Source organism: Pseudomonas sp. B1(2018) (assembly GCF_003097365.1).
In the GTDB taxonomy this organism is placed as follows: domain Bacteria; phylum Pseudomonadota; class Gammaproteobacteria; order Pseudomonadales; family Pseudomonadaceae; genus Aquipseudomonas; species Aquipseudomonas laurylsulfatiphila.
The window spans coordinates 103,160-126,085 of the sequence record NZ_PYUK01000011.1 but is presented as its reverse complement, the minus strand read 5'-3'; the positions used below and the strand labels follow the sequence as shown (position 1 = coordinate 126,085).

31 protein-coding genes are annotated in these 22,926 nt (G+C 57.7%); 23 read left to right on the top strand and 8 right to left on the bottom strand.

Annotation, left to right across the window (positions count from 1 at the left end):
* Positions 1–82 precede the first annotated feature (82 nt).
* The 9 genes from C9422_RS18580 (at position 83) to C9422_RS18550 (ending at position 5,363) form a co-directional block, all read left to right on the top strand.
* Positions 83–331, top strand: a complete 249-nt coding sequence (locus C9422_RS18580) for a hypothetical protein (protein ID WP_116581681.1) — start codon at positions 83–85, stop codon at positions 329–331.
* Positions 328–561, top strand: a complete 234-nt coding sequence (locus C9422_RS18575; RefSeq protein ID WP_116581680.1) for a hypothetical protein — start codon at positions 328–330, stop codon at positions 559–561. Before C9422_RS18580 ends, C9422_RS18575 begins: the two co-directional genes overlap by 4 nt.
* Entirely contained in the window at positions 558–692 is a 135-nt protein-coding gene (locus tag C9422_RS32585) for a hypothetical protein (protein WP_008037046.1), read from the top strand. Before C9422_RS18575 ends, C9422_RS32585 begins: the two co-directional genes overlap by 4 nt.
* 277 nt (positions 693–969) lie before the next feature.
* On the top strand, positions 970–1,110 hold the full coding sequence (locus tag C9422_RS32270) for a hypothetical protein (protein ID WP_165824795.1): 141 nt from the start codon (positions 970–972) through the stop codon (positions 1,108–1,110).
* 338 nt (positions 1,111–1,448) lie between these two features.
* Positions 1,449–2,609: a hypothetical protein gene (locus tag C9422_RS18570; RefSeq protein WP_256589986.1), complete on the top strand. Its 1,161-nt coding sequence runs from the start codon at positions 1,449–1,451 to the stop codon at positions 2,607–2,609.
* Positions 2,610–2,661: 52 nt separating this feature from the next.
* Positions 2,662–3,651 (top strand): RecT family recombinase, encoded by a 990-nt coding sequence (locus C9422_RS18565; RefSeq protein ID WP_116581678.1) that lies wholly within the window; start codon positions 2,662–2,664, stop codon positions 3,649–3,651.
* Positions 3,651–4,313 (top strand): lambda exonuclease family protein, encoded by a 663-nt coding sequence (locus C9422_RS18560; RefSeq protein ID WP_116581677.1) that lies wholly within the window; start codon positions 3,651–3,653, stop codon positions 4,311–4,313. The genes C9422_RS18565 and C9422_RS18560 overlap by 1 nt, the downstream gene beginning before the upstream one ends.
* An 88-nt stretch (positions 4,314–4,401) precedes the next feature.
* Complete coding sequence (locus C9422_RS18555; RefSeq protein WP_116581676.1) at positions 4,402–5,049, top strand: hypothetical protein; 648 nt, start codon at positions 4,402–4,404, stop codon at positions 5,047–5,049.
* Between the two features lie 2 nt (positions 5,050–5,051).
* Positions 5,052–5,363: a hypothetical protein gene (locus C9422_RS18550; protein ID WP_116581675.1), complete on the top strand. Its 312-nt coding sequence runs from the start codon at positions 5,052–5,054 to the stop codon at positions 5,361–5,363.
* Between the two features lie 14 nt (positions 5,364–5,377).
* Here the strand turns inward: C9422_RS18550 and C9422_RS18545 are convergent, their stop codons facing one another.
* Together C9422_RS18545 and C9422_RS18540 are read right to left on the bottom strand one after the other, a co-directional pair.
* Positions 5,378–5,824, bottom strand: coding sequence for a hypothetical protein (locus C9422_RS18545; RefSeq protein ID WP_116581674.1), 447 nt, complete (start codon positions 5,822–5,824; stop codon positions 5,378–5,380).
* 88 nt (positions 5,825–5,912) lie between these two features.
* Positions 5,913–6,449 carry a hypothetical protein gene (locus tag C9422_RS18540; RefSeq protein ID WP_116581673.1) on the bottom strand — a complete coding sequence of 179 codons (537 nt, stop codon included), beginning with the start codon at positions 6,447–6,449 and terminating at the stop codon, positions 5,913–5,915.
* 47 nt (positions 6,450–6,496) lie between these two features.
* On the opposite strand from C9422_RS18540, the gene C9422_RS18535 reads away from it, so the two are divergent.
* Positions 6,497–7,285 (top strand): hypothetical protein, encoded by a 789-nt coding sequence (locus C9422_RS18535; protein ID WP_116581672.1) that lies wholly within the window; start codon positions 6,497–6,499, stop codon positions 7,283–7,285.
* Here C9422_RS18535 and C9422_RS18530 read toward each other — a convergent pair.
* Positions 7,266–7,967, bottom strand: coding sequence for a hypothetical protein (locus C9422_RS18530; RefSeq protein ID WP_133249022.1), 702 nt, complete (start codon positions 7,965–7,967; stop codon positions 7,266–7,268). The two genes, C9422_RS18535 and C9422_RS18530, sit on opposite strands and share 20 nt — an antisense overlap.
* Positions 7,968–8,090: 123 nt before the next feature.
* Between C9422_RS18530 and C9422_RS18525 the strand changes: the two genes are divergently transcribed.
* The gene (locus C9422_RS18525; RefSeq protein ID WP_116581670.1) at positions 8,091–9,014 is read left to right on the top strand and encodes a DNA cytosine methyltransferase; all 924 of its coding nucleotides are present in this window, start codon (positions 8,091–8,093) and stop codon (positions 9,012–9,014) included.
* Here the strand turns inward: C9422_RS18525 and C9422_RS18520 are convergent.
* Positions 9,011–9,334, bottom strand: coding sequence for a hypothetical protein (locus C9422_RS18520; protein ID WP_133249021.1), 324 nt, complete (start codon positions 9,332–9,334; stop codon positions 9,011–9,013). The genes C9422_RS18525 and C9422_RS18520 overlap by 4 nt on opposite strands.
* A 127-nt stretch (positions 9,335–9,461) precedes the next feature.
* Positions 9,462–10,223 (bottom strand): hypothetical protein, encoded by a 762-nt coding sequence (locus C9422_RS18515; protein ID WP_116581668.1) that lies wholly within the window; start codon positions 10,221–10,223, stop codon positions 9,462–9,464.
* A 111-nt stretch (positions 10,224–10,334) separates the two neighbouring features.
* Here C9422_RS18515 and C9422_RS18510 point away from each other — a divergent pair, with 111 nt between their 5' ends.
* The 7 genes from C9422_RS18510 (at position 10,335) to C9422_RS18475 (ending at position 13,945) form a co-directional block, all read left to right on the top strand.
* On the top strand, positions 10,335–10,583 hold the full coding sequence (locus tag C9422_RS18510; protein ID WP_116581667.1) for a hypothetical protein: 249 nt from the start codon (positions 10,335–10,337) through the stop codon (positions 10,581–10,583).
* A 49-nt stretch (positions 10,584–10,632) separates the two neighbouring features.
* Positions 10,633–10,989, top strand: coding sequence for a hypothetical protein (locus tag C9422_RS18505; RefSeq protein WP_116581666.1), 357 nt, complete (start codon positions 10,633–10,635; stop codon positions 10,987–10,989).
* A gap of 50 nt (positions 10,990–11,039) precedes the next feature.
* Entirely contained in the window at positions 11,040–11,774 is a 735-nt protein-coding gene (locus C9422_RS18500; RefSeq protein ID WP_116581665.1) for a metallophosphoesterase, read from the top strand.
* 33 nt (positions 11,775–11,807) lie between these two features.
* On the top strand, positions 11,808–12,017 hold the full coding sequence (locus tag C9422_RS18495; protein ID WP_116581664.1) for a hypothetical protein: 210 nt from the start codon (positions 11,808–11,810) through the stop codon (positions 12,015–12,017).
* Positions 12,014–12,289 carry a hypothetical protein gene (locus tag C9422_RS18490; protein WP_116581663.1) on the top strand — a complete coding sequence of 92 codons (276 nt, stop codon included), beginning with the start codon at positions 12,014–12,016 and terminating at the stop codon, positions 12,287–12,289. Before C9422_RS18495 ends, C9422_RS18490 begins: the two co-directional genes overlap by 4 nt.
* Complete coding sequence (locus C9422_RS18485) at positions 12,286–12,597, top strand: hypothetical protein (RefSeq protein ID WP_116581662.1); 312 nt, start codon at positions 12,286–12,288, stop codon at positions 12,595–12,597. The genes C9422_RS18490 and C9422_RS18485 overlap by 4 nt, the downstream gene beginning before the upstream one ends.
* A 163-nt stretch (positions 12,598–12,760) precedes the next feature.
* Complete coding sequence (locus tag C9422_RS18475; RefSeq protein ID WP_116581661.1) at positions 12,761–13,945, top strand: site-specific integrase; 1,185 nt, start codon at positions 12,761–12,763, stop codon at positions 13,943–13,945.
* Here the strand turns inward: C9422_RS18475 and katG are convergent.
* Positions 13,928–16,192: a catalase/peroxidase HPI gene (katG, locus tag C9422_RS18470; RefSeq protein WP_116581660.1), complete on the bottom strand. Its 2,265-nt coding sequence runs from the start codon at positions 16,190–16,192 to the stop codon at positions 13,928–13,930. The genes C9422_RS18475 and katG overlap by 18 nt on opposite strands.
* A 310-nt stretch (positions 16,193–16,502) precedes the next feature.
* Between katG and C9422_RS32265 the strand changes: the two genes are divergently transcribed.
* A complete protein-coding gene (locus tag C9422_RS32265) occupies positions 16,503–16,661 on the top strand; it encodes a hypothetical protein (protein ID WP_165824794.1) in 159 nt (52 codons plus the stop codon).
* A gap of 115 nt (positions 16,662–16,776) precedes the next feature.
* On the opposite strand, the gene C9422_RS18465 is transcribed toward C9422_RS32265, so the two are convergent.
* Together C9422_RS18465 and C9422_RS18460 are read right to left on the bottom strand one after the other, a co-directional pair.
* Positions 16,777–16,974 carry a YbdD/YjiX family protein gene (locus tag C9422_RS18465; RefSeq protein WP_007976534.1) on the bottom strand — a complete coding sequence of 66 codons (198 nt, stop codon included), beginning with the start codon at positions 16,972–16,974 and terminating at the stop codon, positions 16,777–16,779.
* 14 nt (positions 16,975–16,988) lie between these two features.
* Positions 16,989–19,046 (bottom strand): carbon starvation CstA family protein, encoded by a 2,058-nt coding sequence (locus tag C9422_RS18460; protein ID WP_104447622.1) that lies wholly within the window; start codon positions 19,044–19,046, stop codon positions 16,989–16,991.
* A 331-nt stretch (positions 19,047–19,377) separates the two neighbouring features.
* Here C9422_RS18460 and C9422_RS18455 point away from each other — a divergent pair, with 331 nt between their 5' ends.
* The 4 genes from C9422_RS18455 (at position 19,378) to C9422_RS32260 (ending at position 22,915) form a co-directional block, all read left to right on the top strand.
* Positions 19,378–20,742: a cache domain-containing protein gene (locus tag C9422_RS18455; protein WP_116581659.1), complete on the top strand. Its 1,365-nt coding sequence runs from the start codon at positions 19,378–19,380 to the stop codon at positions 20,740–20,742.
* A gap of 34 nt (positions 20,743–20,776) precedes the next feature.
* Positions 20,777–21,409 (top strand): response regulator transcription factor, encoded by a 633-nt coding sequence (locus C9422_RS18450; RefSeq protein WP_116581658.1) that lies wholly within the window; start codon positions 20,777–20,779, stop codon positions 21,407–21,409.
* Positions 21,410–21,567: 158 nt separating this feature from the next.
* Positions 21,568–22,008: a phage infection protein gene (locus C9422_RS18445; RefSeq protein ID WP_116581657.1), complete on the top strand. Its 441-nt coding sequence runs from the start codon at positions 21,568–21,570 to the stop codon at positions 22,006–22,008.
* Positions 22,009–22,753: 745 nt separating this feature from the next.
* Complete coding sequence (locus C9422_RS32260; RefSeq protein WP_165824793.1) at positions 22,754–22,915, top strand: hypothetical protein; 162 nt, start codon at positions 22,754–22,756, stop codon at positions 22,913–22,915.
* The last annotated feature ends 11 nt before the right edge of the window (positions 22,916–22,926 follow it).

The window sequence follows — 22,926 nt, the reverse complement described above, 5'->3', positions numbered from 1 at the left end:
ACGACCCTGTCGCAAAGAAGGTCGTTGTCACCATGCCGGGTGGGTACATCGCCTGATAAACACCTCCGCTCTGGAGTCGACCATGTCAACCAGCTATGCAGACAGTGCCCAGGCCCGGGAGTGGGATCGGCGCTACGACGCTTGGGGCCGCGAGAAGAGAGCAAAGCCCGAGGAGTTCCACGACTACGAGGCCGCCGAGCAGATCCGCACCCAGGCACTGATCGACCGGGAAGCGCGCTTGCTGGAAGAGCGTAAAAGCCTGAAGCAGCGCATTGGCCTGGCCATGGCGAAGATGGAACTGGTCTGCCCACCGGTAGGAGGTGAAGCGTGAGCAATAAAGAGCGCGACCACCAGACAGCTGTCACCTGGATCGAGGGCGAGATCAACAACATGATCAGCGACCTCGGCAAGCCGAACGCCAGTTCAGCAGCCACATCGTGCATCACCCTAGCCTACATGCTGCGCGTCATCGACGACGATGAACACCGGCACTACAGAGCGCGAATCGACCAGATCTACGCCTCCTACAACGCATCGATCAAGCAAGGAGTTGCCGCATGACCATCATCGCGAGAAACGCCAAAGCCATGACTGAAGCCCTGAATCGTCAGGGCTTTTTTCTGGTCGCTGATTTGCCGAAGCGCATCAAGGTTCAGATCCGGCGCGGCATGCTGGTTGTGAGGTTGCCATGAAACGCCTTGCCACCCGCGTCTACACCTTCCAAGAGCTCATGAACCGCATCGACATGGAGTACTGGCGAGTCCACTCCCACGGGCAAGGCCAGTTCACCTTCGTTCCGATCCAATACGCGGGGAAATAACCATGAAGCTCGTTTACTGGATTTGCGTCGTCATCACTGTCTTCTGGTGGGGCATCTACGCCGAGATGCACGAGATTCAGCAGCAGGCCCAGTTGCCAGTGGCGGTGTCGCGATGAACATTTCGATCGTGCAAATCACCATCGAAGTCGATGGTCAGCTTTGAGATCCCTGATGGCTTTGAGCCGATGATCCTGAACTTCCTGCAAGGTGAAGACGGCAAGATCAAAGCGATCAAACTGCCGCCGTCGTGGAAGAAAGTCAGCCTGGCCGAGGCGACCGCCGATGACTAGCTACCAGCGTGCAAAACGCATCGTCATATGGCGCGGCTCGGCCATCGCCCTCCTCGGCACCACCTTTGTCATGCTGGCCAGCGCCCTCGCCGACCGCATCACCTCCTGAATCAACGCACCCGTGCGCAGCGGACCCGAAAGGGATATCTGCACCCGAAAGGGAGCGTAAGCCGGTAAGAGCGCGCAACTATCACCGGCAGCCAGGGCGCCTAGGCGCTGCTCTCAACCTGTTTGCTTCTGTCGCCAACTTGAGAAGCCTGCAGGTCTACCCAGCCCGGGTGTGACCTGGCATTTCCCCTATTCACTACCGAGCCGCCTGTATGGCGGAAGGAATCGTCATGTCCGCAAATACTAAGAAAGAACTCGTACAAGAGTCGCTCGAAATGAGCGAAACCGCCGACGTACAAAAAACTGTAACCCCTTCGGTAGCCTTCACCGACATCGCCGAATACCGGCCGCACGAGGAGCAGATTGTCCGTCTGGAGACCACTTACGCGAAGCTGGTCGTTGACTGCTCGACCAGCGAAGGTTTGGCGAACGCAAAGGAAGTTCGCATCGATATACGCGACGTGCGCTATGCCTTGGACAAAACCACCAAGACTGCGTTGATTCCCTATCAGCAGAAGGTCAAGGATGCCCAGGCTCGAGTCAATCAAGTTAAAGAATTCGGCGAGGCGTTAAAGGATCGAGTCTTGGCGATCGAGGCGCCTGTTGACGAAGCAATCAAGGCCGAAGAAAAGCGCGTAGCTGACGCCAAAGCCGAGCGCGAGCGTGTCGAAGCTGAACGTGTCGAAGCCATCCGGGCGAAGATTACCCGCTTCAGTTCTGTCGCTGCCGCCTATGCAAACCGTAGCGCTGCTGATGTCGCAAGCATTCTGCAGAGCGTCAAGGAATCGGTAATCCTTCCCGAAGAATATTCCGAGTTCGAAGCTGAAGGCACCATCGCTCGCGACAACGCCATTGAGCAGCTTGAAACGCTACACAGGTCTGCGGTTGAACGAGAGGAGGCTGCCGCCAAGCTGCTGGCCCAGCAGAAAGAACTCGACGAGTTGCGCGAGAAGCAGCGCATCGCTGATGCCGAAGCTGAGGAGTTGCGCAAACAACGCGCCGAGGAAGATCGCAAGCGTCTGAAGCAACAGCAGGACGAGCTGGACCAACAGCGCCGCGACATAGAAACACAGCAACGCCAACAGCGTGAGCAGCAGGAAGAGCAACAGCGCCAGCAGCGTGAGCGCGACGCCCAGTATCAGCGTGACCAGGAAGAACTGGCCCGCCTGCGCGCCCAGGCTTCTGCACCGACCTCAGTCACTATCGCAGCTACGCCCCTGGTCGCAGAAAAGGTTGAAGTCGCCCCCATCAGCACAGATGCGGTGACTGCCGAGTCCGACGATGTGACCACGACCGCGCCATCGGTCGACGACATTGTCGAGGTTGTAGCCCTGGGCTTCGACGTGGACCTCGATACTGCTCGCGCCTGGCTTCGCGCCATCCGCTTCTAACCACCTTTCCATCTATAGGCCGACACATTCACTGTCGGCCACGGAGAGCGCAATGACCGACTCAGACACCCAAGCACCAACGGGCCTCGCCACCTACCACGATCCTTCGCACAACGCGGCAGCCCTCATCCTCGACCCAGGCACCATGAAGTCGATGAGCGACCTCGCGCTGATGATGTCGAAGGGCGTGACGACAGTCCCCAAGCATTTGAAGGGCAATCAAGCTGACTGCATGGCGGTGGTGCTACAAGCAATGCAGTGGCAGATGAACCCATTCGCTGTTGCGCAGAAGACGTTCATCGTCAACGGCGGTGCATTGAGCTACGAGGCGCAGCTTGTCAACGCAGTGATCACCTCCAAGGCACCCGTGAAGGGTCGTTTGAACTTCGAATGGTTCGGCGCCTGGGAAAACGTCATCGGGAAGATGCGCGAAGTCACCAGCAGAACCAAGAAGGATGAGGACACTGGCGAGTTCAAGAAATACCGCGTTCCCGCCTGGAGCTTTGACGACGAGAAGGGTCTCGGGATCAAGGTCTGGGCAACCTTCAAAGGCGAAGACGAACCCCGCACTCTGGAGCTTCTGCTCACTCAGGTCCGCACCCGGAACTCCACGCTTTGGGCGGAGGATCCGAAGCAGCAGATTGCCTATTTGGTGACTAAAAAATGGGCTCGACTCTTCTGCCCTGACGTCATCCTCGGCGTCTATACACCCGATGAGTTCGAAGACTCATACGGCGGCGAAATCGATATCACCCCCGCGAAGCAGGCTTCAAACACCGCTGCCGCTGCTGGTGTTTCGTTCGGCCCGAAATCCCCGTCGCCGGAAATAGACGGAGTATTCGCAGACCTTTTGGTCGTCGCGAAGCGGCAGGACATCGACGCGTATGCGACAGCCTGGGCAGGCCTCAAGCCTAAGCAACGTGCAGCGATCGGCCTGGAGTGCCACGAAGCGCTTAAGAACATGGCGGCAACCGTTGATGGCGATTTTACCGACATGACTGGCACCAACGATGGCCTGGATCAGGCCGAGGAAGCGGCGTAGTGAGAGCGGAACTTCAGGGCACTGAAAAGTGGCATGCAGACCGATCTGGCCGTGTGACCGCCAGCCGGTTTAAAGACGTGATGGCCTGGGGGAAGCCTGACAAAAATGGTAAGCGCGAGCCTATGGCTGCGCGCACCTCATACATGCGCGAACTGTGCTTCGAGCGTCTGGCAAAGAAGTCCAAGCACAATGTCAGCAGCGCTTCCATGAAGTGGGGTCATACCGAAGAACAGAAGGCTCAGGACGCCTACGAGATGCTGACCGGCAACATCGTCGTGCCGTCAGAGTTCATCGTTCATCCGAAGTACGACTGGCTCGGATGCTCGCCAGACGGCCTGATCAACGATGACGGTGGCACTGAGTCGAAATGCCCTTTCAACGAGGCAATACACGTCAGGACTTGGCTCGAAGGCATGCCCGAAGAACACATGCCGCAGGTCCAAGGCTGCATGTTCGTTACGGGACGGAAGTGGTGGGACTTTCTGTCGTTCGATTCTCGTCAAGATGAAGAGTGTCAGCTCTACATCGAGACGATTTACCGCGACGAAGACTACATCGCCAACCTGCACAAAGAGCTTGTCCAGTTCAATCTGGAACTGAATCGCATGGTTGATGAAGTCGCGGACAAAGCTCGGGCGCAAGCCTATCGGTTAGGCGCCTGATAGTGAACGGGCTCGATAGTCTCAAGCCGGTGCTGGTCGCCGCCCAGTTTATCCGCAACACAGAATTAAGCAGAGTGTGGGAGTCAGCATGAACGCATACGTCAGCACTGAATTGAGCATGATCCAAATGCTCGACCCTCAACGCCACGAACTGGCCCTGCTTCAGGAGGCCTTTTTGAATAAAGGAGGGACTATTGAGGTGTTGCAGGGGCCAAGCTTCCGGCCCCCGCCAATCCGGCATGAGTCTCCACCTCAAAAGAAGACCGCCAAACCGAAATCAGGACCGGAAGCGGCTGCGCCAGTCTGGCTCGACAAGATGGCGCAGCGAGACATCGAGCGCGAAGAGCGAGCCAAGGAACGCGCCAAAGAGCGAGTCGAACTGGTAGATCGCATCCGCAAGTTGGCAGAAACGATGTGCTACGCACAGGCAATTCTGCGCACGGGCATGTCACGCCGAAGCCTGCAAAAAATAGCAGTGGACGGCGGTTTCACCTTTCAGCCAGTCATCAGCAAGGGCCGGGCAAACCTGAAGGTGAAGACGATCGACGAAGCCAAGGATGCGAAGGACGCTGAGCGAATCCGGGCATTCATGGAGATCGGGCTCAGTCGGAATCAGGCCATGACTCAGGTCGGGCTCTCATTCAAAACCTTCGCTCGCATCCTGGCCAAGTTCGACATCGACTATCCGAAACGCCGAGCAGGGCCTCATCCGGCCTTCTTCGCCAAGCAGGGGTGATCATGGCAGCGGACCAGAAAGAGCGCTCCGCCAAGACGGCAAGCAGGCGCAAGGCGCGCGGCGAGGAAGAGTTGCGAATGCATGCCATGGCCGGAACACGTCAAGCCCTGGCTGAGCTGATGGACTGGCACGGCATCGAGGAACAGGGTGAGGCAATGACCTTGGCCCTTCATCATCTCCACGCCCTGGGGCCGAAAGATTCGGCGCCCTTCTTCGCTCCGCCGCGACACGAAATCACGATCACCGAAAACGTGTCGCGCAAACTTGAGCTCGCCTTCGCCCGCGAAGCCCTGCGACTAAATACGGATGAATGACCTCGAACCCGGACTCAGGGAAGCTTTTTGAGCTCTTCCCGCCACTCTCTGAGCTTTACTGGATCTGGTTCAGCGAACTCTTGAAGCCTTTCAACTGCGCGCGCTCTGCGCTCCAAAATTTCATCAGGGCTTTCAACAGATAGAGACATGCTGAAAGCTATCTCTGTGCTGTCGACCAACGACTTTACTGCAACTCGAAGCTCATCGCGAACGGCCTCGACCTCGGCCCTAGCAACCTTGGCTGCTTGAACATCTCTCTTGATGGTTGCCTTCCATAATGTGATCTCAGTGATGCTATCGCCCAAGATCATTACTGCAGCAACCAGCAACCAGACAACGGCAACCGCGCTGAATGCCTCTATCTCGATTGCCTTCGCAAAAAGCGCGATCGGAAGCGCGACAATCGCCACAGCAAGAAGCGCAAACCCGCAGCGCCCGGCAAGACCTATCTCTTTCTGCATTGCATCACCTTGATCCGGCTCCATGCCGGGCCGAACACAAATACCCCACTTCAACGAATCACGCCAGCCGGCGAGGCTAGTACCGTGATCAACTATTTCGTCGAGCCGCCTGCTGAAAACTCCACCAGTTTGACTCGACAAATCGCACTTGCTTGAGAGTCTCTTCGCACATATTGAAATATTCCGATGGCTGAAACACGTTCGATGAAAAATACGTATTCACCTTTCGAACGACATCAGTAAGTGCGCCCATGACCCCGCTGTACGCTCTAACTGCCTCATAGCCCCCGAGTTCGTGCGCTGGAAGCTTGCCGAGCGAATAAACAGAAGACTCCAAATGCTGTTTATAGACCAGTTGCCAGAGATCTTTGAATACCATCTCGGACGGCTTCGTCTGCAACAGTTCACCAAATGTGGTTGTAGTTTTAACCGCATTTTCAATCACAGCGTAAAGAGATTCAGCCTTTTCATTCGCAGCCTTTTTTGCAAGCTTTATCTGTATTTTTTGTTGTTTGTTACTGATAGCAAATGCCCCCCAGATTGAGGCAATCGATCCCACTGCCTGAACCCAAGAAGCAAGTCCAGGGTGATGTTCAATCCAAAACGAAACACTCTCCCAGCTCATAACCCACTCCCCTGTAGATCCCGGAACTATACCGGCGAGGATCCCCTATGTCCGCACAACGACCACGAATCGTTTGCCAATTCAGCTGTGGCGCCGCCTCAGCGGTTGCCACAAAATTGGCTCTGGCACAGTACGGCGAAAGCCATGACGTGCAGATCATCAATGCGTTCTTGGCGAACGAACACGAGGATAACCGCCGGTTCCTGATGGACTGCCAGGAGTGGTTCGGGCAGGAGATTGTGCAGCTGCGGGACGAGAAGTACGGCGCTGACATCATCCAGGTGTTCCGACGTGAGCGATTCATGAAGGGGCGCAACGGAGCGCCATGCACAAAATTACTGAAACGCCGTTTACTCGATACCTGGAAAGAACCCGGAGACGTGATGGTATTCGGGTACACCGCCGAGGAAGCCGACAGACTAGAGGACTTCCGCGATCGAAACCCCGATCGCCCAGTGATTGCTCCATTGATCGAGCGTGGCCTGGGCAAAGAGGATTGTAAGGCGATGATCCAGCGCGCTGGAATTAAACTGCCATTGATGTACCGCATGGGCTACGAAAATGCGAACTGCATCGGCTGCGTGAAAGGTGGCGAGGGGTACTTCCGAGCAATCCGGGAAGACTTCCCCGAGCAATTCGAGGAGCTGTGCAGAGTTCAGGACGAGCTTGGCCCAGGCAGTTACTTGCATCGGAACCGAAAGACCGACGAACGATTTTCACTGCGTAAGCTTGGCGATGGCCCGATACGGCGTAATGAGAAAATCCCATCATGCTCATTTTTTTGTGAAATAGCAGAGTATGAAATTGCAGATCAACTCATTCTCCAAAGCCGATAAGCCGCTTTTTTGCTCCGGACCTCAGTGGCTCTATCAAACCATCTATGGTGGCCTCAGCCGAAGACCGATCTCCTAACCCCCACTTATCCAACAGAGCCCATCTTCGGACGGCGTCATCAGACTCCATATCGGATCGATCGTCGAATGTTCCCCTAATTAGCAAGCGAAGGTATATCTCAATGAAGCTACGAAATCCGTCTTCATAAGAATAGAGCTCAGCAAATTTAGTCGTAAAAACACCGCCCCAGATCTCTGCGCATTCGAGCTCGATAGGTGCTAACTGGGCACGCACAACCTGCATCTGATCCAGCCTACCTTGATAAACCCCAATCATGGGGTTGTCGTTCCCTCCTTCGCCTATCCATGTGTTACCGCGAATTTGGGCAACCGATGATTCTGCATAGCTCCATGTATGAACAAGCTCATCCCGATAGCCCCGCAGAATAATCACAACTCTGCGGGCGAGTTCATGATCTGCCTCAGCCTTAGCCTGTCGCTTCCATGAGTTCATTGTCATCAACGCAATAATAACGGCACCGGAAGTAGCTACAGCTCCGAAGATTTCGAAAAGATCATGAACATTATCCACTTTCCAAAAATCACTTGGAAAAATCAGTTCAGACCAGACAACGCCTGCGCCAAAAACCCCTAGGCACAGCAACCACTCCATTTTGAATTTCATTCAACCCCGTCCAAACCCGCTGATTCTACCGAGCCATCATCCCACAAACATTACCTCCCCAAACACAGACTTGAACAACACCCACCCTCCACCGCCCGGGCATGACCCGGCATAGGACGCCCCATGCCCACAGCAATCGATTTGTTCGCCGGACTTGGCGGATGGTCTACCGGTGCCCGAAATGCCGGCATCGACGTAATCTGGGCCGCCAATCACTGGCCGGTTGCGGTTGAGTGGCACAGCGCCAATCACCCGGAAGCCATCCACATCTGCCAGGACCTGCATCAGGCGGATTGGTCGAAGGTTCCGCCCCACGACATCATGCTGGCCTCACCTTGTTGCCAGGGGCATTCGAAGGCGCGCGGCAAGAAGTCCGGGAACGCGCAGCACGACGCATCTCGCTCAACGGCCTGGGCGGTTGTTTCGGCACTGGAGTTTCACCGACCTGAAGCTGGGCTGGTGGAGAACGTCGAAGAGTTCACTGACTGGGCGCTGTACCCCGCTTGGGTCGCGGCAGTTCAGGCGCTGGGCTACCAGGTCGCCCCACACGTCGTGGACTGCGCCGATTTGGGCGTGCCGCAACACCGTGTTCGACTGTTCCTGGTCCTGACCCGCAGCAAGGCACCACTGATGCTCGAGCTGCACCGTCGCCAGCATGTACCGGCCGCCAGCTTCCTCGACTTCGACGCCGGACGCTGGTCGCCCATCGAGAAGCCGGGGCGTGCTCAAGCCACTCTGGAGCGTGTGCGCAACGGCCGCGAACGCTTCGGCGAACGGTTCATCATGCCCTACTACGGCAAAGGCTCAGGACTGACTGGGCGTGATATCAACCGCCCGATAGGTACCATAACCACGCTTGACCGCTGGGCATTGGTCCGAGGCAATGAGATGCGAATGCTCTCGGCGAATGAGGCCCTCGCGGCGATGTCGTTTCCGGCCGACACGAAACGCCCGGACAATCATCGACTGACTATGCACATGGCTGGCAACGCGGTTCCTCCATTGGCAGGGCAGCGAATCATCGAAGCGTTGATGGAGGTTGCCTAGGCGGCACGGAAATGGCCCTTCGGCTTTTTGTAGTCAGACCCATCCAAGCTCCAGAGTTCCTCCTCCGTTCCAAGCACATGTTTTATGCGCGGATGATTGTGGCAAAGCGTAGCCACTCTCTCAGGCGTCAGGTTTACAGCCTTGGAAATTGCCCGCGTCGATCGGCACCTGTAATCGTCGATCCGCTCAAACTCACTGACTAACCAACTGTAAATCCTCTTTGAATCCCTGACGTTATCCCACTTTTGTTTGGCCATCTGTACCGCAATCACCAGTCCTCCACCGATTGCTCCGGCGACCACTTCGCTCCAGTCAGACATTCTCGTCACCTCTATTTTCTGATCGCTGAACTGTAGCTGATCCCTCACCTCCCTCCACCGCCCGGGCATGGCCTGACACAGGACGGCTCATGTCCACACTCTAATCTAGCCGTACAACAATTTAACGCTACATGTCTGTGTTATCTAGTGAGCCATCCCAAGAGATACCATTTTGGGGACTAACGTCAACAAACCAATAATCCCTATCTTCAGTTCTTATGGCGGAAAAATGAAATTTTTTAAATTTTTGCTCTTCCAAGCCATTCAAATAAGAAATCACTACGACCCCACCGTGACTAGTCTCACCCTCTATATACGTTTTACGGAATCCCGTTTGTTGCATTTTATCAAGCACTCCAACACTGTGTAATTCTTCGTCATCCAGAAGAACCTTATAACAGGTAATGGTATGACCACCATTAAACAACCTAAAACCAAAGTGCACCCCATACGCGTCCGTACCATCATACCCGCTACTCAATGAAAACTTAGGCTCAACAGAAGCTGCAAGGCGTCTATTTTCAAGCTCTGTGTTTTTCTTGGCCATATTCAACTGATCAGTAGAAATACCAACCATCTCTTTCTGCTGATCAACAGATTCCTTCAATTCTTTAGCCTGCAAATTTAATGCGGCCGAACTTATTTTTAGTTCACGCCCCTGTTGAATATATCCCAACACCAACCACAAGAACGCAACAGGACCAAAAACCCCAGCAGACAAATCACCTACCTCATTTAGTTCAAGGGCAATTAATTCATCGAACTTTGCTCCCATGACCAGAAGGGCACCGCCAACGTAGAATGCAGTGATATGCGCTGCCCACCAATCTAAACCACGACTGCACCACCACTTAATTTGTTTATTCCAGTACTCGAGATATCGGCCCAAGGGAACCCCGCCTGCATTATTAAAACGCCACTTTAACAAACTGTTTGAGCACCGAACATCAAGTAATCCTCCCCTTTCAAAGTCAGCCGCTATAGTGGCAAGGACGAAGTCATGCCTGAAGAAAATGCCGCGACCTTGCGAGAGCGGATCATCCGGTACATGCAAAAAAACGCGAAAAGTGTTCGCGGTTGGTTTCCCACCTGGTGGTTCAAGTTTCACGTCTCGGGTGCCCGCGACACTCCTGAGATTCGCCGCGAACTGGAAAGGATGAAGCGAGAGGGCCTCATCGAGGCCGATCATAGCCAGAGCAACAACACCAAATGGAAGCTGGTCGAAAAGCCCAATGAGGTGACGCCATGATCGCCCTCGCCTGGTTCGCCTACGTGTACTGCTACAAGGGGCCGCGGTGATGAAGGCACGTATCGAGAAGAAGCTCAGCAAGCGCCTGTTTAAGTTGCACCCCTCGCTTTATCGACGTGCCTGGATCGACAAAGACGAGCCCAGTGAGCTCGCGTATGAACAACGCACGCGTGTGAGCCATGTCTGGAGTGTTGGTGGCGGCACCGACTATTGGGGCGACGGCATGGACGCATATACCGTCTGGGCCGATTGGAAAATGAATTGGGCATTCCATGGTCCGTTCGAGCCATACCCGCACGAGCATAACCTTGCGTACTACCCGAACACGGAAGGATTCCAGCCCACTACCAGAAACCTGTTGAAACTGGCCGCCGAGTGCGAGCTGGCATCCGAAGCAACAGCCTAACCCCTCTTCCACCTACCAGCCTGCCGGTGAACGGCGGGCGAGGACTTCGCATGCTCGAAACTATCGAGGTGTCACGCGTGAGGCGCTTCGCCGCAAACACGGCTGGCCGGGATTTCGCGGTCGGTGACATTCATGGGCACTTCACCCGACTGCAGGCTGCGTTGGATACCGCCGGCTTCAACCCGGTGGTTGATCGGTTATTCAGCGTCGGCGATCTGGTTGACCGCGGGCCTGAGTGCCGCGATGTGCTCGACTGGCTGGCCAAGCCTTGGTTTCACCCTGTGCGCGGCAACCATGATGACTACGTGGTTCGCTTCGATACCTGCGACACCGAAAACTGGGTCTACAACGGCGGTTCGTGGTTCGCGGGCCTTGCGTGGGACGAGCAGCGAGAGTTCGCGGCCCAGTTCGCCGAGCTGCCAATCGCCATCGAGGTCGAGACGGCTCTGGGCCTGATCGGGATCGTGCATGCGGACTGCCCGTTCCCATCTTGGGACCAGCTGCACACCGAGCTGGAATCGCCCGAAAGCAACAAGCGCCTGAGGCTAGTTCAGAACAGCTGTATGTGGTCGCGCTCTCGGATTCAGGAGGGCACCACCTGTGGAGTCGAAGGGCTTCGTGCACTGGTGGTCGGCCATACCCAACTGAGGCAACCCGCCGTTCTGGGCAATGTTCACTACATCGACACCGCCGGATGGATGGACGGCCATTTCACCCTGTTGGATCTCGCCACTCTGCAGTGCAACCCACCAATCAATCCAGAGCTCAGTTTCGACTGGGATTAATCAATCTCTACCGCCTTGCGGTACGGAGCATCCATGAACTACGACATCCACGAACGTCGCCCAGACGGCGGAGTCGGCCGCCTGCTCGACGTGATTGACCGCCAACCCGAACACCGCAAGACCGGACAATTCGTCGAGTTCGACGGCGAGATGCACAAGGTCCTGACCGGCATCCGCAACTTCATCATCGTCACGACCGAGCGCTGGGCGCGGGTGTCGGCTGCTACCTGGAGGAAGGTATGAACGAGCACCCAATTCAGAAGTGCCTGCGCGACAACGGCGAGCTGATCGCCGCCCAAGCCACCATCGCCCACCAAGCGCAGATGATCGAGCACTTGAGAGGTGGTCTGACGCTCGCTTACACCGCTGTGGACATGTCCACCGCTGCTGCTGACGGTCGACGCAGCCTTTATGAACACCTGATGGAGCGGCTGGCCGAGGACTTCCCGGACTGCGAAACAACGATGACCGTCGAGTGTTTCGCTGACTGGCTGAGCAAGGAAGTGAAGCCATGAGAAACCTGTTCCAGGAAACACACGCCAGCTTCAAAAACTTCCACCGGGCCTTGTGCGCCCGGTTTGGCTATGTGCACGACGAGCGTGACTGGCAGCGCGACCAGGTATCGCTGGAGGAGCATATCGCTGGGCAGGTCGACCAGTTGCGACAGGCCCTTTCCGATTGCTGCACATCCCTTGAAGGCGAAATGCTCCAGAAGTACCACGGCCAAAAGCCAGAGGACATGCACCCGGTAACGCGCCGCGACTATGACCTGGACATGGCTGAAATTGATGGCTTCAAGGCATTGATCAAGGAGACGCAATGAGTGGGCATATCAGGTACAAGACCATTGAGCAGTTCTCGCGGGAATCGGGGTATACACCCGATGCCATCAGAACCAAAATTCGCGACGGCAAATGGCCGAAACACCTCATCTGGCGTAAAGCGCCAGACGGGAGAATATTGATCGACGTAGAAGGATATTACTCATGGGTCGAGATGGGGGAGGCGTCCGCGCCGCATCTGCAAGTAGTATCGAAATCACTTTCCAATACCAGGGCGTCAGGTGCCGTGAGCGCATCGCGCTCAAGCCCACCGCCGCTAACCTGAAAAAGGCCGAGCAGCACAAGACTGCGATTGAGTATTCGATCGCGAACGGGACTTTCGATTATGCCGCAACGTTCCCGAAGTCGAAGCGCGCCGGCGCATTCAAGCGCACCGATGCCAGACAAACCATTGGGGATTACCTGGAAGAATGGCTGGAGCGGAAAACTCCGACACTCAAATCAAGCACCGTCGCGTTCTACGAAGCGACAATCCGCGCAACCCTCAAACCGATGTTCGGCGACCTGCCTCTTAATGAGCTGTCAAAAAAGATCATCAGAGAAAAGATGTCGACCTATAAGGTTGCCAACAAGACGCTGATGAATGTTCAGAGCTGCTTTCGCTCTGCACTTAACGACGCAGTTGAGGATGAAATTTTGGAGAGCAACCCGCTTTCTGGGTGGGCATACAAGAATCGTGAACAGCTAAAGGAGGAAGATGACGTTGACCCATTCACCCGCGAGGAGCAAGTGGCGATATTAGCTGCAGCCAGGGGCGATACGTGGCCACAATTGCAGTTCTCTTTCTGGACAGGTCTTCGACCCAGCGAACTGATCGCCTTGGAATGGGGGGATATCGACTGGATCGCGGGGGAGATAAGGATCGTCAGAGCCAAGACGCGGGCTGCGAAAGAGCCAGAGTCGACCAAGACGTTATCAGGAAGGCGCACCGTGAAGTTACTGGCTCCGGCGCGAGAAGCGTTGCTCAAGCAGAAAGAGTTGACCTTCCTGGCTGGCGGCAGGGTGTTTCTCAATACAATCACCGGAGAGCCCTGGAAGCATGCCGGATACATTTACCGGGTCATCTGGATGCCGGCGATGAAGAAGTCAGGTGTTAGGTGGCGGCGACCCTATCAGAGTCGCCACACCTATGCCTCGATGATGCTATCTGCTGGCGAGAATCCAATGTGGGTAGCCAAGCAGCTTGGCCACAAAGACTGGACCATGATCGCCAAGGTTTATGGTCGCTGGATGCCCTCCGCTGATGTCGGAGCCGGAGGGCGAGCCGAGGCACTTTTTGCCGGTAATGCCAGCGTTATGACAACATCTCCTCTAGACGGTGCGGTTTAAGTCGAAACGATCCAGGTTCATCACCTTTGTCCACGCAGCCACGAAATCCTTGACGAACTTCTGCTGCGCATCGGCGCTGGCATAGACTTCGGCCAGCGCACGCAACTGCGCGTTGGAACCGAAGACCAGGTCAACCCGGGTGCCCGTCCACTTCACCGCACCGGTTTTGCGATCACGCCCTTCGAACTCCTGCTGGGCATCCGACACCGGTTTCCACTCCACGCCCATGTCCAGCAGGTTGGTGAAGAAATCATTGGTCAGCGCTTCCGGCCGTTGGGTGAACACACCGTGTTTGCTCTGGCCGACGTTGGTGTTCAACACCCGCAGGCCGCCCAGCAGTACCGTCATTTCCGGTGCGCTGAGCGTCAGCAGTTGTGCCTTGTCGATCAGCAAGGCTTCGGCGGGCACACGGTACTGGGTTTTCAGGTAGTTACGGAAGCCGTCGGCAATCGGTTCAAGGAAACCGAAGGACTCGACATCGGTCTGTTCCTGGCTGGCGTCCGTGCGTCCCGGGGTGAACGGCACCGTCACACTGTGGCCGGCGTTTTTCGCCGCCTGTTCGACACCCGCGCCACCGGCGAGCACGATCAGGTCGGCCAGGGAGATTTTCTTGCCGCCGCTGTTGAACTCCTTCTGGATGCCTTCAAGTTTGACCAGCACATTGGCCAGTTGCTCCGGCTGGTTGGCCGGCCAGGACTTCTGCGGCGCCAGGCGCAGGCGCCCGCCGTTGGCACCGCCGCGTTTGTCGGAGCCACGGAAGGTGGACGCGGCGGCCCACGCCGTCGATACCAGCTGCGAGACAGACAGGCCGGAAGCCAGGACCTTGCTTTTCAGGCCCGCCACATCGCTGTCGTTGACCAGCGGATGATCGACGGCAGGGATCGGGTCTTGCCACAGCAGTTCCTCGCCCGGCATTTCCGGGCCGAGGTAGCGCGAGAGCGGGCCCATGTCACGGTGAATGAGTTTGTACCAGGCGCGTGCGAAGGCATCGGCCAGTTGATCGGGGTTGGCCAGGAAGCGTCGGGCGATCGGTTCGTAGATCGGGTCGAAACGCAGGGCCAGGTCCGAGGTCAGCATGGTCGGATCACGGCGTTTGGACGGATCAAAGGCATCCGGAATGGTCCCGGCACCGGCACCGTTTTTCGGTTTCCACTGATGGGCGCCGGCCGGGCTCTTGGTCAGTTCCCAGTCGAAACCGAACAGGTTTTCCAGGTAGTTGTTGCTCCATTTGGTGGGCGTGGTGGTCCAGGTCACTTCCAGACCGCTGGTGATGGTATCGGCCCCCTTGCCGGTGCCGAATGTGCTCTTCCAGCCCAGGCCTTGCAGCTCCAGGCCGGCGGCTTCCGGTTCCGGCCCGACGTGGTCGGCGGGTCCGGCGCCGTGGGTCTTGCCGAAGGCGTGGCCACCGGCGATCAATGCCACGGTTTCCTCATCGTTCATCGCCATGCGGCCGAAGGTTTCGCGGATGTCCTTGGCCGAGGCAACCGGGTCCGGTTCGCCTTCCGGGCCTTCCGGGTTCACATAGATCAGGCCCATCTGCACCGCGGCGAGGGGGTTTTCCAGATTGCGGCCATTTTCGGTACGGCTGTCCTCGTTTCTGCCGGGCTCAGCCACCAAGGGCACATCGCCGGGTTTCTGCACCGGTTTGTCTTCTTTTCCGTAACGCGAGTCACCGCCCAGCCATTTGCTTTCAGACCCCCAGTAAACGTCTTCGTCCGGTTCCCAGACATCCGCGCGGCCAGCGGAAAAACCAAACGTCTTGAAGCCCATGGATTCCAGGGCGACGTTGCCAGTGAGGACGATCAGGTCGGCCCAGGAGATTTTGTTGCCGTACTTTTGCTTGATCGGCCACAGCAGTCGGCGGGCCTTGTCGAGGCTGACGTTGTCCGGCCAGCTGTTGAGCGGTGCAAAGCGTTGCTGGCCGGAACCGGCGCCGCCCCGGCCGTCACCGGTGCGATAGGTGCCTGCGGCGTGCCAGGACATGCGGATAAAGAAAGGCCCATAGTGGCCGAAGTCCGCCGGCCACCAGTCCTGGGAATCGGTCATCAGCGCCGTCAGGTCTTTTTTCAGCGCCTGGAAGTCAAGACTCTTGAAGGCTTCGGCGTAGTTGAAGTCGCCCCCCAACGGGTCAGACTTGGGCGAGTGTTGACTCAGGATCTTCAGGTTCAGTTGGTTCGGCCACCAGTCGCGGTTCGTCGTGCCACCGCCAGCGGCGTGATTGAACGGGCATTTCGATTCAGTTGACATGGCATCTCCTCTTGATTTTGTTTTCAGCTAACCACCCTTGAGCGTGGATCCGGATCACCGATTGATGAAATAGCTTTTCGGTATGGGATCCATAGCCTTGAGGCTATGACAGCCCCGCGATCAGTCGCTCCAGACCATCCATTAAAGTACCGGTCCGGGAAACTGTCGCTTCATCCGGTGGAGATAGCTGATAAACAGCGCAAATCAGTAATGCGATGCAAGATCATCAACACCTGCCACAATGGATTAATACCATTTGCTACAAGGACGTGGGCGACAGGAAGGATTGTTTGCCGCGAGAGGTTGCGCCATGTACCTCAAAGCCATTGTCATCTGGGTATTGCTGGCGATCATCGTTGTCGCCGTGCTCGCTCGCCTGGTGCATAACGCCAAGGTCGCCGACCGGGCGCTGAAGATCGCCAAGCCGGATCATCAGCCTCACGGGCGAAAGAATGACAAGGCCCCATGACTGACCCGGGACAACAGGGGCGGCGACGATTCGGATCGCCGCGCGGCCTCCATCACCCGGGGCTTTGCTGCAGGCAATAAAAAACCGGCCTTTCAGCCGGTTTTTTATTGTTCACTCAACAGCACTTGGGTCCGGCTTTACTGCCGTAACGGGCTTCCTGGCGCTCGCGGAAGAACGCCTCGTAGTCCATCACCGGTTTGTCCGGGTGCTTGGTCTGCATGTGCTCGACGTAGTTGTCGTAGTCGGGCATGCCGACCATCAGGCGCGCGGCCTGACCGAGGTATTTGCCCAGGCGACTCAGGTCATTGAACATGCTGCCCTCCTCGCCTATGCATTCGGCAGCGCCTGGAATGGCGCTTCTTTATCCGTACGCTCCTTGCTGCCCCAGGCGGCGATACCGACCTTGAGTGCGAAGAACAGGATGCTGAACACCACGCACAGGAACAGCGCGGTCAGCGTGGCGTTGGTGTAGGCGTTGAAGATCACGTGCTGCATCTGCTCGATGCTCTTGGCCGGGGCCAGCACCTGACCATTGGCCAGGGCATCGCTGTACTTCTTCGCCAGGGCGAGGAAGCCGATCGCCGGGTTGGCATCGAACAGCTTGATGAAGCCGGCGGTGGTGGTGCAGATCAGCAGCCACACAGCCGGCAGCAAGGTGACCCAGGCATAACGCTGACGCTTCATCTTGATCAGCACCACGGTGCCGAGCATCAGCGCGATACCGGCCAGCATCTGGTTGGAGATGCCGAACAGCGGCCACAAGGTGTTGATGCCGCCCAGCGGGTCGATCACGCCCTGGTACAGCAGATAACCCCACATGGCCACGCAACCGGCGGTGGCGATCAGGTTGGCGGTCCAGGACTCGGTGCGGCGCAGGGCCGGCACGAACGAACCGAGCAGATCCTGAAGCATGAAGCGCCCGGCACGGGTACCGGCGTCGACTGCGGTCAGGATGAACAGCGCTTCGAACAGGATCGCGAAGTGGTACCAGAACGCCATGGTGTTCTCGCCCGGCAACAGCTGGTGCAGGATCTGCGCGATCCCCACCGCCAGGGTCGGCGCACCGCCGGCACGGGCCAGGATAGTGGTTTCACCAATGTCGTGGGCCACCGCTTGCAACGCTTCCGGCGTGATCGCAAAGCCCCAGCTGCTGACGGTTTGCGCAACGGCCACCGCATCGGCGCCCACTACGGCCGCCGGGCTGTTCATGGCGAAGTACACACCCGGATCGATCACCGACGCCGCGACCATCGCCATGATCGCCACGAAGGATTCCATCAGCATGCCGCCGTAACCGATGTAACGGGCATGCCCCTCATTGGCGAGCAGCTTCGGCGTGGTGCCGGAAGCGATCAGCGCATGGAAACCCGAGACCGCGCCACAGGCGATGGTGATGAACAGGAACGGGAACAGACCGCCCTTCCAGACCGGGCCGGTGCCGTCGATGAACTGGGTCAGGGCCGGCATTTTCAGCTCGGGCATGGTTACCAGGATGCCGATGGCCAGGGCGACGATGGTGCCGATTTTCAGGAAGGTCGACAGGTAGTCACGGGGTGCCAGGATCAGCCACACCGGCAACACCGCGGCAACGAAACCGTAGCCGATCAGCATCCAGGTGATCTGGATACCGGTAAAGGTAAAGGCCTTGGCCCACACCGGATCCGCGGCAATCTGCCCGCCGAGCCAGATCGAACCGAGCAGCAACAGCACGCCGATCACCGAGATCTCACCGATGCGGCCCGGGCGGATGTAGCGCATGTAGATGCCCATGAACATCGCGATCGGGATGGTCGCCATCACCGTGAAAATGCCCCAAGGGCTCTCGGCCAGGGCCTTGACCACGATCAGCGCCAGCACCGCGAGGATGATGATCATGATCAGGAAGCAGCCGAACAGCGCGATGGTGCCGGGGATGCGGCCCATCTCTTCACGGACCATGTCGCCCAGGGAACGGCCGTTGCGGCGGGTGGACATGAACAGGACCATGAAGTCCTGCACCGCACCGGCCAGCACCACGCCGGCGATCAGCCACAGGGTGCCGGGCAGGTAGCCCATCTGCGCCGCCAGTACCGGCCCGACCAGCGGACCTGCACCGGCAATGGCCGCGAAGTGGTGACCGAACAGCACGTGTTTGTTGGTCGGCACATAGTCCAGACCATCGTTATTGAGCACAGCCGGCGTGGCCCGAGCGGGATCGAGCTGCATCACTTTGTTGGCGATGAACAGGCTGTAGTAGCGGTAGGCAACGAGGTAGATGGCGACGGCTGCGACTACGATCCACAGGGCGTTGATCGCTTCGCCGCGGCGCAGGGCCACGACACTCAGCGCAATCGCTCCCAGGACAGCCACGGCAAACCAGGCGAGGTGTTTAGCCAGACGGGGCATAGCGTGTCTCCTGCCGACAGCCAGTGACTGCGGCGGTAATTTTTATAATTGTGTCCGCGGAGCGGAGCTGGCCCAATATCTGCGCATGCCGTCCACAAATAAATCCGCGTTACTACGTACGTGGCGTCTACGTAGTACTACGTAGACGCCACCTGCATAGCCGCAACACCACCCCTGTAGGAGCTGCCGAAGGCTGCGATCTTTTGACTTTTTTGGGTATCAAGATCAAAAGATCGCAGCCTGCGGCAGCTCCTACAGAAGCGTATCTTTGGCATATGATGCCGGCCCCGCCGTCCCTCGGTCGGACGCAAGCGCGGGGACAGGAGTAGAGATGCAGCTCAAACACAAGATCGTCGCCCTCGGGATTCTGCCGCTGGTGCTGGCCATTGCCGTCATCTGCGCGCTGGTGATTTCCCTCAACCGCCAATTGGGCGATCAACAGGCGCAACTGATCGAAGACAGCATTCTGGCGAGCAAACGCGCGGAACTGAAAAACTACGTGGAAATGGCCCAGAGCCTGATCGCCCCGCTGTACGACGACGGCCATGGCGACGCCCGCGCCCAGCAGCAAGTGCTGGAAGAACTGCGCAAGCTCAGCTTCGGCATCAACGGCTACTTCTTCGTCTACGACCACGAAGGCCGCAGCCTGATGCATGCGCGCCAGTCGGACCTGGTGGGCCAGTACCTGTGGGACATGAAGGATCCCCACGGCCTGCCGGTGATTCAGGCGTTGCTGAAAAGCGCGCAATCGGGCGAAGGCTTCCAGCGCTACGCCTGGAACAAGCCCTCCTCCGGCCAGGTGACCGACAAGCTCGCCTACGTGGTGATGCTCGACCGCTGGGGCTGGATGCTCGGCACCGGCATCTACCTCGAAGACGTCGAGCGCGCCACCCAGCAGGCCCGTGCCGAAGTGGCCATGGGCATCCGCAAGACCATGATGGCGATTGCCGTGGTCGCACTGGTCGCGGTGCTGTTCGTCTTCGCCACCGGCATGACCCTCAACGTCAGCGAGCATCGCCTGGCGGACAAGAAACTGCAGCGCCTGACCCAACGCATCGTCAGCCTGCAGGAAGAGGAACGATCCCGGGTGTCCCGCGAGTTGCACGACGGCGTCAGCCAGGTGTTGGTCTCGATCAAGTTCCAGTTCGAACTGGCCAGCCATCTGCTGGAAAGCGGACAAGCCCGGGACAAGGGCCTGAACACCCTGAAGGACGCCACCGAACGCCTGGGCGATGCCATCGGTGAAGTCCGCAGCCTCTCCCATGACCTGCGCTCATCCTTGCTCGACACCCTCGGCCTGCCGGCGGCCATCGGCCAGTTGGCGGCAGAGTTCGAGCAGCGCAGCGGGCTGACCGTGACCTACAACGAAAATGAATTCGACTGCCAACTGGTCGACGGCGCGGCGGTGTCGCTGTTTCGCATCGTCCAGGAAGGCCTGACCAATATCGAACGCCACGCCCAGGCGAAGCACGTGTCCATTACACTGCGCGGCTGCGACGAGTCCGTGCGGCTGACGCTGGTCGATGACGGCATCGGTTTCAACGTCGCCCAGGTCGAACGTCGTCAGGCCGGCATTGGCTTGCGTAACATCCGCGAACGCGTCGAACATTATGGCGGGCGCTTCGACTTGATCTCGATGCCGGGCAGAAGCGAGCTGGACGTACGACTGCCGATGAAACCTGGCGCAAAACGCTGAGCCGGCCCCACCACTACAAGAGTGAATAGCTGCGATGAACCTGCCCTCCCCGATCCGCATCGCCCTGGTCGACGATCACTCCCTGGTGCGCGACGGCATCAAGGCGCTGCTGGCCGTGATGTCGCCCCTGGAAGTGGTCGGCGAAGCGGAAAACGGTGCCGACGCCATCGACATGGTCGGGCGCTGCCAGCCGGACCTGCTGCTGGTCGACATCAGCCTGCCGGACATGAACGGCCTGGAACTGACCCGCGTGCTGCGCAACCAGTACCCGTCGCTCAAGGTGCTGGTGCTGAGCATGTACGACAATTACGAATACGTCAGTGAATCGGTGCGCTCCGGCGCCAGCGGCTACGTGCTGAAAAACGCCCCGTCACGGGAAATCATCGCCGCCATCGAAGCCATCACCAGCGGCGGCACCTTCTACAGCGCCGACATCGCCCAGCGGCTGATCGCCGACAGGAACACCGACAACGAACTGACCCCGAGGGAAAGCCAGGTACTGTCGAAGATGGCGCAAGGGCTGAACAACAAGGAAATGGCCCGGGAACTGGACATCAGCGTGCGCACGGTGGAGACACACCGCTTGAGCATCCGGCGCAAGCTCAACATCGACAAACCGGCGGCGCTGGTCAAATACGCCATCGATCATGGGCTCATTTCCCGCTGACACCCACCCCCCTGTGGCCACTGCAAAAACCTGTGGGAGCACCGAATCATCCATTGACTGCATCAATAGTCATCATCAACTCAATGAAGTTCTCATAAAAAATCCACGGCGTAACATCTGCTCCATACCAACCCATAAGCACCCCGGAGCACACGATCATGAAACGCCAGACCCTCCTCAGCATCGCTTTCTCGGTTTTCGCAGTTAACGCTTTTGCCGCAAACTCTGCTCAACCTGTGGTCGCTGAAGGCGGCTCGGATCGTCTGATTGAAAGCCGTGTGGCTGAAGGTGGTTCCGATCGCCTGATCGAAAACCGCGTCGCCGCCGATGGTTCCGACAAGTTGATGGAGAACCGCGTGGCTGAAGGTGGTTCCGACAAACTGCTGCAGAACCGCGTCGCTGAAGGTGGCTCTGACAAACTGCTGCAGAACCGCGTCGCTGAAGGTGGCTCCGACAAACTGCTGCAGAACCGCGTCGCTGAAGGTGGCTCTGACAAACTGCTGCAGAATCGCGTGGCTGAAGGTGGCTCCGACAAACTGCTGCAGAACCGCGTTGCCGAAGGTGGCTCGGATCGTCTGATCCAGAATCGTGCGGCATAACTAATCACCGCACCACAACGCCCAACAAAAAACCCGGCCTGATCAGCCGGGTTTTTTCATGTTTTTTTGAAGGCTTTCACTGGCTTGGAGGTCACTTCATTTTCTGCGTGGGCACGTTCCCTTGTGGGAGCTGGCTTGCCAGCGATGGTCGTCAACGATAACGCGTGTGACCTGTATAAACGCGGCGCACTGTAGTCCATCGCCAGCAGACTGGCTCCTACAGTTTCAGCGTGGGCATGGTCCCCTGTGGGAGCTGGCTTGCCAGCGATGGTCGTTAACGATAACGCGTATGACCTGGTTAAACGCGACGCACTGGAGTCCATCGCCAGCAAGCTGGCTCCTACAGTTTCAGCGTGGGCATGGCCCCCTGTGGGAGCTGGCTTGCCAGCGATGGTCGTTAACGATAACGCGGGTGAACAGGATGAACCCAGCACGCTTGAGTCCATCGCCAGCAAGCTGGCTCCTACAGTAATTTCAGCGTGGACATGGTCCCCTATGGGAGCTGGCTTGCCAGCGATGGTCGTTAACGATAACGCGGGTGAACAGGATGAACCCAGCACGCTTGAGTCCATCGCCAGCAAGCCCGGCCCCTACAGGCATTGCGTTGACACTTCACCAGACACCAGAAACCGCCCACATAAAGATCAAAAAGGAATTAATAAATAAAAATTAAGTATTTATCGTTATAAAAGTAGAAGCGTACCCTCCAGTCATCCCGTCATTCATCACCACAGTGAAGTGCCCCATGAATCCGACTGACAACCTCATCGATTTCGCCAGCTACCGCAAACGCAAACAAGCTCAGCAACGGGCACGGGCCATGTGGGAGATGTACGCACGCAACGCCGGATTACAGGCATTCCAGTGGGTTCAGGCGTCTCGGTCTGCCGAGACACGTCAGGCGTGAACGCGCACGAA